At 73.0% G+C, this 13800-nt stretch carries 8 protein-coding genes; all 8 read right to left on the bottom strand.

All coding sequences use genetic code 11. The features are described 5' to 3' along the window. Positions 1–10 precede the first annotated feature (10 nt). Positions 11–1513 (bottom strand): SidA/IucD/PvdA family monooxygenase, encoded by a 1503-nt coding sequence (locus tag ACFZCY_RS08180; protein WP_391170180.1) that lies wholly within the window; start codon positions 1511–1513, stop codon positions 11–13. After that, on the bottom strand, positions 1510–2904 hold the full coding sequence (locus ACFZCY_RS08175; protein ID WP_391170179.1) for an aminotransferase class V-fold PLP-dependent enzyme: 1395 nt from the start codon (positions 2902–2904) through the stop codon (positions 1510–1512). Before ACFZCY_RS08175 ends, ACFZCY_RS08180 begins: the two co-directional genes overlap by 4 nt. Positions 2905–3082: 178 nt before the next feature. After that, a complete protein-coding gene (gene narI / locus ACFZCY_RS08170; RefSeq protein WP_391170178.1) occupies positions 3083–3835 on the bottom strand; it encodes a respiratory nitrate reductase subunit gamma in 753 nt (250 codons plus the stop codon). After that, positions 3832–4452: a nitrate reductase molybdenum cofactor assembly chaperone gene (narJ, locus tag ACFZCY_RS08165; RefSeq protein ID WP_391170177.1), complete on the bottom strand. Its 621-nt coding sequence runs from the start codon at positions 4450–4452 to the stop codon at positions 3832–3834. Before narJ ends, narI begins: the two co-directional genes overlap by 4 nt. Further along, a complete protein-coding gene (narH, locus tag ACFZCY_RS08160; protein WP_391170176.1) occupies positions 4449–6083 on the bottom strand; it encodes a nitrate reductase subunit beta in 1635 nt (544 codons plus the stop codon). The genes narJ and narH overlap by 4 nt, the downstream gene beginning before the upstream one ends. A 1-nt stretch (position 6084) precedes the next feature. Further along, positions 6085–9822, bottom strand: coding sequence for a nitrate reductase subunit alpha (locus ACFZCY_RS08155; RefSeq protein WP_391170175.1), 3738 nt, complete (start codon positions 9820–9822; stop codon positions 6085–6087). A 173-nt stretch (positions 9823–9995) separates the two neighbouring features. Next, on the bottom strand, positions 9996–10997 hold the full coding sequence (locus tag ACFZCY_RS08150; protein ID WP_391170174.1) for a tellurite resistance/C4-dicarboxylate transporter family protein: 1002 nt from the start codon (positions 10995–10997) through the stop codon (positions 9996–9998). 218 nt (positions 10998–11215) lie between these two features. Beyond that, on the bottom strand, positions 11216–13783 hold the full coding sequence (gene pepN, locus ACFZCY_RS08145) for an aminopeptidase N (RefSeq protein ID WP_391170173.1): 2568 nt from the start codon (positions 13781–13783) through the stop codon (positions 11216–11218). Positions 13784–13800: the final 17 nt, after the last annotated feature.

Genomic DNA, 13800 nt, shown 5'->3' with positions numbered 1-13800 from the left:
GGCGCGGAGGTCAGGTCCGGGTGCGGGTCAGGCCGCTGCGCTGGTCGGGCAGGTACATGCGGCCGCTGCCCCGGGCGACCGGCGCCGACGGGGCGGCGGGCCGCTGCGGGGCGGCGGCGCCGGGCCGGGAGGGCTGGAGGCCGAAGGTGGTGAAGGCGGTGCGGGGCGGCAGGGGGTAGACCGGCGTGTCCGTGAGCGAGTTGAGGATGACGGCGGAGCGCCAGGCGGCGAGTCCGAGGTCGGGGGTGCCGACGCCGTGGGTGTGCCGCTCGGCGTTCTGGACGTGCACGGAGCCGGTGACGAGGGGGTCGAGGACCAGCCGGTGCTGGTCGTCGACGCGGGGCCGCTCGGAGGAGTCGCGCCGGATGTACGGGTCGAGGGCGGCGAGCAGGGTGTCGACGCGGCGCTCGCGGTAGCCGGTGGCGAGGACGACGGCCTCGGTGGTGTGGCGGGTGCGGGTGCCCTGCTGTTCGTGCTCCAGGTGGAGTTCGAGCCGGGCGGCGGCGATGCGGCCGGCGGTGCGGACGGTGACGCCGGGGGTGAGGACGGCGCCCGGCCAGCCGCCGCCCTGCTGGGCGCGGCGGTACAGCTCGTGGTGGATGGCGGTGATGGTCTCCTGCGCGATGCCCTTGTAGAGCTGCCACTGTCCGGGGAGGAGCTGGTCGCGGACGGCCTCGGGGAGGGCGTGGAAGTAGCGGGCGTAGTCGGGGCTGAACTGTTCCAGGCCGAGCTTGCTGTACTCCATGGGGGCGAAGGACGGCGTACGGGCGAGCCAGTGCAGCCCTTCGGCGCCGAGCGGCCGGTTGCGCAGCAGGTCGAGGAAGACCTCGGCGCCGGACTGGCCGGAGCCGACGACGGTGATGTGGCCGGTGTTCAGCAGCCGTTCGCGGTGTTCGAGGTAGTCGGCGGCGTGCAGGACGGGGACGTTGGGGGCGTCGGCGAGGGGGCGCAGGGGTTCGGGGACGTGGGGTTCGGTGCCGACGCCGAGGACGAGGTGGCGGGCGTGGGCACGGCAGGGTGACACGGCTTCGCCGTCGGGTCCGAGCCGGCTGATGTCGATTTCGAACAGTTCGTGGTCGTGGTCCCAGCGGACGGCGTCGATCCGGTGGCCGAAGTGGAGGCCGGGGAGTTGTTCGCTGACCCAGCGGCAGTAGGCGTCGTATTCGGTGCGCTCGATGTGGAAGCGCTCGGCGACGTAGAAGGGGAAGAGCCGTTCGCGGGCCTTGAGGTAGCTGAGGAAGCTCCAGGGGCTGGCGGGGTCGGCGAGGGTGACGAGGTCGGCGAGGAAGGGGACCTGGACGGTGGCGCCGTCGATGAGGAGGCCGGGGTGCCAGTGGAAGGCGGGCCGCTGTTCGTAGAAGGCGGTGCGCAGGGTGGGGACGCCGTGGGCGAGCGCGGCGAGGGAGAGGTTGAACGGGCCGATGCCGATGCCCGCGAGGTCCAGGGGCTGTTCCGGTGTGGTGGGGCCGGGTTCGGCGGCGGACGGTCGCGTGGGGGGCTGTGCGGTGCTCATGGGGTGGTGTTGCCTTCCACGAGGTCGAGCAGCCGGCGCAGATCGCCGGGCTGGATGTGCGGGTTGAGGAGGGTGGCCTTGAGCCACAGCCCCTCGGGGGTGGCCGCGCGGCCGAGGACGGCGGTGCCGCGGTGCAGGAGGCGGCGGCGCAGCGCGGCGACGGCGGCCGGTCGGGCTCCCGTGGGGCGGAAGAGGACGGTGGAGAGAGTGGGGCGGGCGTACAGCTCCAGGGCGGGGCGGGCCTGGATGAGGTCGGCGAGGGCTCCGGCGTGTGCGCAGACCCGGTCGACGAGGTCGCCGAGGCCGTGGCGGCCGAGGGCGCGCAGGGTGACGGCGATTTTGAGGATGTCGGCGCGGCGGGTGGTGCGCAGGGAGCGGCCGAGCAGGTCGGGGAGTCCGGCGTCGGTGTCGTCGTCGGCGTTGAGGTAGTCGGCGCGGTGGTTCAGGGGGGCGAGGGCGGTGGTGTCGGGTACGGAGAGCAGTCCGGCGGCGGCCGGTTGCCAGCCGAGTTTGTGCAGGTCGAGGGCGACGGTGTGGGCGCGGTCGAGTCCGTCGAGCCGCTTGGTGAGGGTGTCGCTGAACAGGAGCGGTCCGCCGTAGGCGGCGTCGATGTGGAGGGTCGCTCCGTGGTCGTCGCAGAGGTCGGCGAGGTGTGGGAGGGGGTCGATGGCGCCGGTGTCGGTGGTGCCCGCGGTGGCGATGAGGAGGGTGGGGTGGTCGTGATATTTGCTGAGCGTGTCGTGGACCCGGGCCGGGTCGAGGACGCCGGTGGGGGTGGGGAGGGTGTGGGGTGGCCGCAGGCCGAGCAGCCAGGCGGCGCGGTGGACGCTGTGGTGGGCGTTGGCGCCGCAGATGACGCGGAGGGGTGCGCCGTGGGCGGCTTCGCGGGCGAGCAGCAGGGCGAGCTGGTTGGATTCGGTGCCGCCGGTGGTGACGAGGGCGTCGGGGGCGGGGCCGTGCGGGTGGACCAGCTCGGCGAGGGCGCGGCAGGTCAGCGCCTCCAGCTCGGCGGCGGCGGGGGCCTGGTCCCAGGAGTCGAGGGAGGGGTTGAGCGCGGAGACGGCGAGGTCGGCGGCGGCCGCGACGGCGAGCGGCGGGCAGTGCAGATGGGCGGCGCAGTGCGGGTCGGCCGGGTCGGCGGCTCCCTCGGTGAGGGCGGTCACGAGGGTGCGCAGCGCGTGGTGCGGTCCTTCCCCGTGGTCGGGGATGGCGGGCCGGGCCGCGTGGTGTACGCGGTGGGCGACGGCGCCTGGTCCGCCGGCGGGGAGGGGTCCGCCGCGGTCGGCGGCGCCGTGGGCGAGGGCGTCGAGGACGGTGTCGAGCATCGGGCGAAGCGCGCCTGGTCCCTCGCTCCCCCCGGCGAGGAGGCGGGCGGTGCCGGAAGCGGGCATGGGGGGTGCCCCTAGGAGGTGTCTGGTTTCGGGCAGCTGGGTGCGGCTCGGACGGATGTCGGAGCTGCCTCAAGCTACTTCGCCCGCAAGCGGTTCGGCCGGGGTCGGCCCGAAGTGCACCCGTTCGTGGTACGGGCCGGTGGTGTGGGTTGATCGACGATGGGGTCGGGTGGCCGTCTCAGCGGGAGGTCCGGCGTTGCCGCCGGGGAGGGGTGTCCGGGTTGGTGAGGGCGGGGTGGTGGTAGGGGCGGGCGGGGGTGCGGGAGCGGTAGACGACGTAGGGCCGGGCGAGGTAGCCGAGGGGGGCGGTGAAGGCGTGGACGAGGCGGCTGAACGGCCAGAGGGCGAACAGGGCCATGGCGAGCAGGGCGTGGATCCGGTAGACGAGGGGCGCGCCGGTCATGGCGGGCACGTCGGGGTCGAGGGTGAACAGGCTGCGGAACCACAGGGAGACGCCTTGCCGGTAGTCGTAGGCGTGGGGGCCCGCGCCGGTGGCGGTGGCGGTGAGTCCGGCGAGCAGGACGGTGGCGAGCAGCGGGTACACGGCGCGGTCGCTGCGGCTGGTGGCGGCGCGTACGGCGGGGACGCGCAGCCGCCGGTACAGCAGGATGCCCAGGCCGGTGGCGGTGGCGAGGCCCGCGGTGCCGCCGACGAGGAGGGCGTTGGCCCGGTAGAGGCTTTCGCTGACGTGGAGTCGTTCGGTGAGGGTTTCGGGGACGATCAGCCCGACGACGTGTCCGGCGATCACGAACAGCAGCCCGTAGTGGAAGAGGGGGCCGCCGATGCTGAGCAGGCGGTGTTCGTGCAGCTGGCTGGAGCGGGTGGTGAAGCCGAAGCGGTCGTAGTGGTAGCGCCAGGCGGTGCCCACGGTGAAGAGGGCGAGGGCGAGGTAGGGCAGCACGCCCCACAGGGCGATGTGCAGGTGGTTCATCGGCCGCTTCCTTCCGCGACGGGGTTCGTGCCGAAGGGCATCAGTCCCACGGTTTCGGTGGGTGGTCCGCCGCGGGCGAGGGCGAGGGCCGCCGCGCGGTCGGCGGGTGAGGGGCCGGGGAGGGTGTCGCAGACGGCGCGCAGGATGTCGGCGTAGGGGCCGCCGTGGTCGGTGAGGGCGAGCCGCAGGAGTTCGAGGGCGGCGCGGTGGTCGCCGAGGAGCCGGTGGCCGGGGGCGGGGCAGCGGGCGGCGAACTCCAGCATCAGGGGCAGGTGGTCGGGGAGTTCGTCCTCGGGGGGTTCCCAGCCGTGGGCGCGGTAGCGGGCCTTGAGGCCGGCGAGGGTGCCGCCGCGGCGGCGGGTGTCGCCGTCGGTGTAGTAGGTGAGGTGGAGGGTGCGGCGGCGGCTGCGGTCGAAGGTGGTGACGTACGCGGCGGCCAGGTCGAGCACCGGGACGCGGTCGACGGCGGCGCAGAACCGGAGCAGGGGTGCGGCGGCGGGGGCGGCGAGTTCGGTGAGGGAGTCCCGTACGAGGGTGTGGCGGGCGGGCCAGTCGGGGCCGGGGTAGCCGAGGAGGAGGGCGGCGGCCTGGTGGATCGCGGGGGTGGCGGCGTTCACCGGGTGTCCTCGTTCCGCTTCGGGAACAGTCCGGCGGGGCGTCCGCGGCCGTTCCAGTTCAGGAGGTTGACCCGGCCGGCGAGACCGGTTCCGGCACCGGCGGGTTCGGGTGCCGGGGGTGCGTGGAAGGCGTCGGCGGCGTCGTGCGGCATCATGCCGGGCAGCCCGTCGCCGTCGAGGCTGCAGGTGTCGGTGAGGTCGCCGCCGCCGGGTCCCGCGGTGTAGCTGGTGGGGATGACGTACCGCTCCTCGTATTTGGCGAGGGCCAGCAGCCGGTACATGGCCTCGATGCCGTTTTGGTCCAGGCCGACGGCCTCGGCGATGGCGGGGTCGCGGTCCTCGCCGAGGTTGACGCGCCGCATGTGGCTGCGCATGGCGGCGAGCCGGCACAGGGCGGCTTCGACGGGTGCGGGGTCGCCCGCGGTGAAGAGTTCGGCGAGGTATTCCAGCGGGATGCGGAGGCTGTCGATGGCGCCGAAGAGGTTGACGGGGTCCTCGCCGTCGTGGCCGGTGGCGGTGAGCGCGTCGACGACCGGGGACAGCGGCGGGACATACCAGACCATGGGCATGGTGCGGTATTCGGGGTGCAGGGGCAGGGCGACGCGGTAGCGGCTGATGAGGGCGTGCACCGGGGAGCGGCGGGCGGCCTCGATCCAGTCGTTCGGGATGCCGGAGTCGGCGGCGGCGCGGGCGACGGCGGGGTCGTGGGGGTCGAGGAAGCAGCGGAGCTGGGCCTCGTAGAGGTCCTTCTCGTCGGGGGTGGCGGCGGCCTCGCCGACCTTGTCGGGGTCGTAGAGGATGACGCCGAGGTAGCGCAGCCGTCCCACGCAGGTCTCGGAGCACACGGTGGGTTCTCCGGCCTCGATGCGCGGGTAGCACAGGGTGCACTTCTCGGCCTTGCCGGTGCGGTGGTTGAAGTAGACCTTCTTGTACGGGCAGCCGCTGACGCACATGCGCCAGCCGCGGCAGCGGTCCTGGTCGACCAGGACGATGCCGTCCTCGATCCGCTTGTACAGGGCGCCGGAGGGGCAGACGGCGACGCAGGAGGGGTTGAGGCAGTGTTCGCAGATGCGCGGCAGGTAGAACATGAACGCCTGCTCGTACTCCAGCCGGACCTTGTCGCTCATCTTCGCCAGGACCGGGTCGCCGGCGAGGTGTTCGGGGCCGCCGCCGAGGTCGTCGTCCCAGTTGGGGCCCCAGGTGATGTCGGTGGGGCGGCCGTCGATGAGGGAGCGGGGCGGGGCGGTGGGCACGTCGTCGCCGAGCGGGGCGGTGGTGAGGGTGTCGTAGTCGTAGGTCCAGGGCTGGTAGTAGTCGTCGAGGCCGGGCAGTTCGGGGTTGGCGAACAGCCGGGCGAGGCGGCGGGCGCGGCCGCCGGTGCGGGGCACGAGGTTGCCGTTCTTGAGCCGCCAGCCGCCCTTCCAGGTGTCCTGGTCCTCGTAGCCGCGGGGGTAGCCCTGGCCGGGGCGGGTCTCGACGTTGTTGAACCAGACGTATTCGGTGCCGGAGCGGTTGGTCCAGGTCTGTTTGCAGGTGACCGAGCAGGTGTGGCAGCCGATGCACTTGTCGAGGTTCATGACCATGGCGACCTGGGCCATCACCCGGGGGCTGCGCGGCGGTCGGCGCGGCATGTCAGTACTCCACGTTCTGGGAGCGGCGCCGGATGACGGTGACCGCGTCCCGCTGGTTGCCGGTGGGGCCGTAGTAGTTGGGGGCGAAGCAGAGCTGGGCGTAGCCGCCGATGAGGTGGGTGGGTTTGATGAGGAGTTTGGTGAGGGCGTTGTGGACGCCGCCGCGGCGGCCGGTGGCCTCGGATTTGGGCACGTTCACCAGCCGTTCCTGTACGTGGTACATGAAGACGGTGCCGGTGGGCATGCGGTGGGAGACCACGGCCCGGGCGACGACGACGCCGTTGGCGTTGACGGCCTCGATCCAGTCGTTGTCGGATACGCCGATGGCCTGGGCGTCGGGGACGCTGAGCCAGATGACGGGGCCGCCGCGGGCCAGGGTCTGCATGATGAGGTTTTCCTGGTACTCGGAGTGGATGGACCACTTGGAGTGCGGGGTGACGTAGCGGACGGTGACGGCGCGTCCGGTGTCGTCGCCCGCGCCGGGTCCCCCGGGCGGGGCCTCGCCGAGGGCGGCGAGGTCCAGGGGCGGCCGGTAGACGGGGAGTTGTTCGCCGAGTTCGGCGATCCAGGCGTGGTCGAGGTAGAAGTGCTGGCGGCCGGTGAGGGTGTGCCAGGGCTTGCGGTGTTCGGTGTTGATGGTGAACGGGGCGTAGCGGCGGTCGGGGGCCTCCTTGCCGGACCATTCGAAGCTGGCGCCGACCTGGACGGGCCGGGCCTGGGTGTCGGAGAACACCACGCGGCGTTCGGCGACGGATGCGCCCAGTTCGGTGAGGCCGGAGCCGGGTCCGCAGCGCTCGGCGAGCCGGGCGAAGCCTTCGGCGGCGAGGCGCCCGTTGGTGGTGCCGGACAGGGCGAGGATGGCTTCGCACATCTTGGCGTCGGTGTCGAGCAGGGGCCTGCCCTCGGCGGCGCCCCGGGTGGCGGCGCCGCAGCGGTCGGCGAGCCAGGCGGCTTCCGGCCCTGGGTGCACGGTGACGCCCTTGACCTGCATGCCGTGCCGCTGGGGCAGGGGGCCGAGGGCGGCGAGGCGGTCGGCGACGGCGGTGTAGTCGCGTTCCACGAGGGTGACGTTCGGCAGGTTGACGCCCGGCGCGGCCGGGGTGTGGCCGTCGCGCCAGTCCGGTACGGTCCCGCCGGGCTGGGCGGTCTCGCCGGGGGTGTCGTGCATGAGGGCGGTGGCGACCAGGTCGTGGGCCGTCTCCAGCCGTCCGGCGGCGAGTTCGCTGAGCTTGCGGGCGAGGCCGTGGAAGATGTCGAAGTCGGTGCGGGCCTGCCAGGGCGGGTTGATGGCCGGGGTGAAGGCGTGCACGTAGGGGTGCATGTCGGTGCTGGACAGGTCGTGTTTCTCATACCAGGTGGCGGCAGGGAGGACGAGGTCGGCGAAGAGGGTGGTGGAGGTCATCCGGAAGTCCAGCGCGAGCAGCAGGTCGAGCTTGCCGCGGGGCGCCTCGTCCTGCCAGGTGACGTCGGCGGGGCGGTGGCCGGGCGGGGTCTCCTCGGCGGTGGCGTTGTCCTGGGCGCCGAGGAGGTGGCGCAGGAAGTATTCGTTGCCCTTGGCGGAGGAGCCGATGAGGTTGGCGCGCCACACGGTGAGGACGCGGGGCCAGTTCTCGGGCGCGTCGGGGTTCTCGCAGGCGAAGTCCAGTTCTCCCGCGGCGAGTTGTTCGGCGACCCACTCCCCCGCCGAGCGTCCGCTCTCCTTCACCCGGCGGCCCAGGTCCAGGGGGTTGGCGGCGAAGGTGGGGTACGAGGGCATCCAGCCCAGCCGCATGGACTGGGCGACCAGGTCGGCGGTGTGGCGGCCGGTGAACAGCCCCTGGCCGGTGGGCGAGGCGAGCGCGTCGGCGCCGTAGCGTTCGTAGCGCCACTGGCCGGTGTGCAGGTACCAGTACGGGGTGCCCGCCATCTGCCGGGAGGGGCGGTGCCAGTCGGCGGCGGTGGCCAGCTGCTGCCAGCCGGTGTACGGGCGCACCTTCTCCTGGCCCACGTAGTGGGCCCAGCCGCCGCCGTTGACGCCCTGGCAGCCGGTGAGCAGCAGCAGGGTGAGGAAGGAGCGGTAGATGGTGTCGGAGTGGAACCAGTGGTTGGTGCCGGCGCCCATCACGATCATGCAGCGGCCGCGGGTCTTCTCGGCGGTGCCCGCGAACTCCCGGGCCGCGCGGATCACGGCCGCGGCCGGTACGGAGGTGAGGGCCTCCTGCCAGGCGGGGGTGCAGGGCACGGTGGCGTCGTCGTAGCCGGTGGGCCACTGGCCGGTCAGGCCGGGGCGGCCCACCGCGTACTGGGCCAGGAGCAGGTCGTAGACGGTGGTGACCAGTCGTCCGCCGATCCGGCGCGCGGGCACGGCGTGCCGGACGGTGGCGCCGGGTTCGTCGAAGCGGGGCAGTTCGACCTCGATGGTCTCGGCGCCGGGCGTCCGGTGGAGGGTGAGCCGTGGGGTGATGCCCTCCAGATCGAGGTTCCAGCGGCCCTCGCCGCCCTTGCTCCAGCGGTCGCCCAGGGTGCCGTTCGGGACGACGGGCCGGTCGGTTTCCGCGTCGCACAGCACCGGCATCCAGCGCCGGGCCTCATCCTCGGCATGGGCGCCCAGGCCCGGTTCGACGTCCTCCAGGGCGGCGGCGGTGAGGAAGGCGCCGGGGGTGCGGCGCCCGTTCCGCTCGGTCAGTTCCACCAGGAACGGCAGGTCGGTGAAGCGCCGTACGTAGTCGGTGAAGTAGGGGACCTCGCGGTCGACGAAGCACTCCTTGAGGATGACGTGGCCCATCGCCATGGCGACCGCGCCGTCGGTGCCGGGGTGGGGGTGGAGCCATTCGTCGGCGAACTTGGTGGCGTCCGCGTAGTCCGGGGAGACCACCACCACCTTCTGTCCCCGGTAGCGGGCCTCGGCCATCCAGTGGGCGTCGGGGGTGCGGGTGACCGGCACGTTCGATCCCCACAGCATCAGATACGCCGCGTCCCACCAGTCCCCCGACTCGGGTACGTCGGTCTGGTCGCCGAAGACCTGCGGGGAGGCGATCGGCAGATCCGCGTACCAGTCGTAGAACGAGATCATGGGCGCGCCGATCAGCGACATGAAGCGGGCGCCGACGGCGTGGGAGGCCATGGACATGGCGGGGATGGGGGAGAAACCGGCGATCCGGTCCGGGCCGTGGGCGCCGAGGGTGTGGACGTGGGCGGCGGCCGCGATCTCCAGGGCCTCGTCCCAGCCGATCCGCACCAGCCCGCCCTTGCCCCGGGCGGACTGGTAGCGGCGCCGCTTGTCCGGGTCGCCGGTGATCTCGGCCCAGGCGGCGACGGGGTCGCCGAGCCGGTCCCGGGCCTCCCGGTACAGCTCGGCCAGCACCCCGCGGATCAGGGGGTAACGCACCCGGGTGGGCGAGTAGGTGTACCAGGAGAAGGAGGCACCGCGCGGGCAGCCGCGCGGTTCGTATTCGGGCCGGTCCGGTCCGACGGAGGGGTAGTCGGTCTGCTGGGTCTCCCAGGTGATGAGCCCGTCCTTGACGTAGACCTTCCAGGAGCAGGACCCGGTGCAGTTGACGCCGTGGGTGGAGCGCACCACCTTGTCGTGCGCCCAGCGTTCGCGGTACGGGGAGTCCTCGACGGTCTGGTCGGTCCGGTAGACGGCCCGCAGGTCGGGGGTGGTCGGGACGCGGCGGAGGGAGGCTCCGGCGGTGAGCAGTCGTTCCGTCACCGCGGAGGCGAGGGTCCCGTTCTGGCTGTCTGCGGTGCGGCGCGCCACGGTCCACTCCTTCGGCGGTGGCTCCGCGCCGGGTGTGCCGGCCGGGGCCCTGGATGGATGTCGCGCGACAGCATCACTCGGGATTCGGCCATAAAGCCGCAGGTCTTTCGGCCATTTAGCATCACCTAGGGTGGTTTTTCCTTGTGGTTTGCCTTTTCTCTAACGGACATGGGTCAACCGGGAATATGACGGTGGACCAGTCCGGCCACGGACAGCGACCACACCCCCAGCGCCACCCAGGCCCCCAGGTGCCCGAGGAGCACCAGGGGGCGCAGGGCTTCGGCCTTGCCGAGGGCGGTCGTGGACATCGCGTACATGCCGGTGGGGAAGACGATCGTCCACCAGGTGGGTTCGTACGTCAGCGGTATGCGGTGCCACAGATGCCGCCAGGCCCCGGCGGCCAGCAGCGGTGGCACCAGACAGGTGGCCCAGAGCCACAGGGCGAGGAGGATGTCGCGGGCCAGTGCGGGGCCCAGGGCGGCGTCGAGCCCCGGGTGGGCGAGGCGGGCGCCGGCCAGGAGGCTGATGGCGCAGGCCCCCATGGAGATCCAGTAGGGCGGTGACAGCTCCCTCGGCGGGATGCCGAACTGCAGCAGCCTGCGGGCCACCAGGGTGGCCACCGCCGCGTACAGCAGCAGCCCGGCCGCCCAGGCGATCGCCGTGCCCGGCAGGCCGCGGCCGGGCGCCGGTCCGGCCACCGCCAGCACCGCGGACTGGACGCCCACCACGCACAGGAACCAGGTGCCCTCGGCCCGCCGCACCGCGCCGCCCGCGCCGTCCGCGCCGATCCGGCGCACCACGCGCGCCGCGCACCCCAGCAGGACGGCGCAGGCGGGGACGGCGACCAGGGTCAGGGCCGCCGCGGCCGCCCGCCACGGCCCGGGCGCCAGCCGGGCGGCGAGCACATCGGAGCCCGCGACGAAGGTGAAGAAGCCGAACACCCGTCCCGTGTCACCCAGATCGGCGGCCACCTCCCGCGGATAGCGCGCCACGCGCCACACCAGCCCCGCCAGCAGCCCGGCGTACAGCGCCACGGCCACCGCCAGCAGTGCGCCCGATATGCGTGGCGCGCCCGCCGCCGCGAGTCCCTGGGACACGATCCCGGTCGCCATCACGGGGGCGAAGGCAGCGGGTGGCAGGTTACGGGCTGTCGCCCCGTTCGTCGTCCGCGTCACGGCAGCAGGCTGCCATGGGCCGCGGTTCCGCAGATTTCTCCTTAAGCGGAGTTGGTTCGAGTTGGTTAATGGTGACCCATGTGTTGGTCTGTGCTTGACCTAACGCGGCTCTTCCCCCGGCTCGACCGGTCGCGGCCGGGGGGAAGGGTGGGGCCGTTGAGGCGTGAAGTATCTCTACGAACAGGTGTCTCCCCCCGGCCGGGCACGGTCCGCGGTGGCTACTTGTCCTGTTTCTGCCGCACCAGCAGGGCGCGGCGCAGGTCGTCGAGCTGGTCTTCGAGGCGGCGGCGCAGGGCGGGGAGGAGGTCGGGGGCGGCCAGGCATTCCTCGCCGAGCCGCAGGGTCGTCGCGTCCACCGTCGTCGGGAAGCCGGAGCGGGCGATGGCGTCGGCGATGGCGGGTCCGCGCCGGGCGGCGGTGGTGGCGGCGTCGGTGAAGTAGCGCGGTACGTAGCCGGTGAGCACGTCGTGGTGTTCGGGCTGCCAGAAGCCGGTGGCGGTCGCGGTGACCAGGTAATTGGAGAGTGGGGTAAGCGCGGCGGTCTCGCCGAACAGGGCCTCCCAGGCGGCCTGTTTGGCGTCCGGGTCGGGAAGCGCGGCGCGGCAGCGGGCGGCGCCCTCCTGTCCGGTGGCGCTGGAGTCGCGGGCGAGTTCGGCGTCGATGTCGGCGGGGCCGGCGGCGCCGAGGACGGCGAGCCGGCCGAGGATCTGCCAGCGCAGTTCGGGGTCGAGGGCGGGGCCGCCGGGGACGGTGTCGCCGTCGAGCCAGTCGCTCAGCTCGGCGGGGACGGTGGCGCTGGCGATGTGGACGCGTACGGCGGAAAGCCGCAGCCCGGGCCCGGAGCCGTCCTCGGTGCGGCGCAGCAGGTCGCGGCAGGTGGCGGCGATGGTGTTGAGGGCGGCGGGGCGCTGGTCCGCCGGCAGGTAGCGGTCGGCGATCTGGAGGCGGGCGAAGGCGAGGACGCCCTGGACGATCGCTATGTCGGTCTCGTGCGGGAGGTGGGCGCGGACGGCGTCGAGGTAGTCGGCCGCCGGGAGGTCGCCGTCGCGCACCATGTCGCGGGCGGCGTTCCAGAGGGTGGCGCGGCTGACGGCGTCGGGGAGGCCGGAGAGGGCACGGACGGCGGCCTCCCAGGAGCCGGGGTCGAGGCGGACCTTGGCGTAGGTCAGGTCGCCGTCGTTGAGGAGGAGCAGATCGGGGCGGGGGCCGGAGAAGGAGAGGTGGGCGGCGGAGTCGGCGCCGTCGAGTTCGACCTCGACGCGGTCGCGCAGCACGAGCTGGTGCGGGGCGGCGGGTGCGTGGTCGTAGAGGCCGATGGCGAGGCGGTGCGGGCGCCGGGGGGCGGGGTGCGGTCCGTCGTGGCCGCCGCCGTCGTGACGGATCTCGGCGCTCCACCGGTCGCCGTGCGTGGTGACGGCGGGGGTGAGGGTGTCCACTCCGGTGGTGCGCAGCCAGGCGTCGGCCCAGGCGTGGACGTCGCGGTCGGAGGAGCGGGCGAGGGAGTCGAGGAAGTCGGCGAGGGTGGCGTTGCCGAAGCGGTGCCGGGCGAAGTGCTCGTTGATTCCGGCGAGGAAGTCCTTTTCGCCGAGCCAGGTGACGAGCTGGCGCAGCGCGGAGGCGCCCTTGGCGTAGGAGATGCCGTCGAAGTTGAGGCGGGCGGCGGCGGTGTCGGGGACGAGTTCGGGCGCGGGGGCGACGGGGTGGGTGGAGGGGCGCTGGTCGGCGTCGTACCCCCAGCTCTTGCGGCGGACGCCGAAGTCGGCCCAGGTGTCGGTGTAGCGGGTGGCCTCGGTGAGGATCTGGAAGCCCATGTACTCGGCGAAGGACTCGTTGAGCCAGATGTCGTCCCACCACCGCATGGTGACGAGGTCGCCGAACCACATGTGGGCCATCTCGTGGGCGATGACCATGGCGCGGGTCTGGCGTTCGGCGTCGGTGACGGCGGAGCGGAAGACGAACTCGTCGCGGAAGGTGACGAGGCCGGGGTTCTCCATGGCGCCGGAGTTGAACTCGGGGACGAACGCCTGGTCGTAGGAGTCGAAGGGGTACGGCTCGTCGAAGATCTCGTGGTAGCGGTCGAAGCAGCGCCGGGTGATGTCGAACAGCTCGTCGGCGTCGGCTTCGAGGTGGGGGGCGAGCGAGCGGCGGACGTGCAGTCCGAAGGGCAGCCCGGCGTGCTCGGTGTGCACGGAGTGGTACGGGCCCGCGGCCAGCGCGACCAGATAGGTGCTGATGGGCGGGGTGGACGCGAGCGTCCAGCGGCCGCCTGTGGGGTCGCCGTCGCGGGTGGCGATGCCGTTGCCGAGGACGGTCCACCGGGGCGGGGCGGTGACGCGCACGTCGAAGACGGCCTTGAGGTCGGGCTGGTCGAAGGCGGCGAAGACGCGGGGGGCGTCGGCCATGCAGCACATGGTGTAGAGGTACGTCTCACCGTCGGCGGGATCGGTGAAGCGGTGCATGCCCTCGCCGGTGTGCGAGTACGCCATGTCCGTCTCGACGCGCAGCTCGTGCTCGCCCTCGGCGAGGCCGGTGAGCGGGAGCCGGCCGTCGGCGATGACCCCTGCGGGGTCGAGCACGAGGTCGTGTCCGTCGAGCACCGCCCGGTGCAGGGCGGCGGGGCGCAGCTCCACGAAGGTGTCCGCCCCGGCCTCGCGGGTCTGGAAGCGGATGGTCGTGGTGGAGCCGAAGTGTTCGTCGCCGCGGGTGAGGTCGAGGTCGATCGTGTAGCGATGGACCTCGATGAGGCGGGCTCGGATCTGCGCTTCCTCGCGCGTCAGTACGGACATGGGGACATGCTGCCCTA

This window comes from Streptomyces sp. NPDC007983 (assembly GCF_042958345.1).
Taxonomy (GTDB): Bacteria; Actinomycetota; Actinomycetes; order Streptomycetales; family Streptomycetaceae; genus Streptomyces.
Note: the sequence above shows the minus strand (reverse complement) of the source record. Positions and strands in the feature narration are given on the sequence as shown.

What these genes read in the sequence shown, in the direction of transcription:
- ACFZCY_RS08180 (WP_391170180.1), bottom strand. Translation starts at nt 1,513, where the DNA reads ATGAGCACCGCACAGCCCCCCACGCGACCGTCCGCCGCCGAACCCGGC.
- ACFZCY_RS08175 (WP_391170179.1), bottom strand. Translation starts at nt 2,904, where the DNA reads ATGCCCGCTTCCGGCACCGCCCGCCTCCTCGCCGGGGGGAGCGAGGGA.
- narI (WP_391170178.1), bottom strand. Translation starts at nt 3,835, where the DNA reads ATGAACCACCTGCACATCGCCCTGTGGGGCGTGCTGCCCTACCTCGCC.
- narH (WP_391170176.1), bottom strand. Translation starts at nt 6,083, where the DNA reads ATGCCGCGCCGACCGCCGCGCAGCCCCCGGGTGATGGCCCAGGTCGCC.
- pepN (WP_391170173.1), bottom strand. Translation starts at nt 13,783, where the DNA reads ATGTCCGTACTGACGCGCGAGGAAGCGCAGATCCGAGCCCGCCTCATC.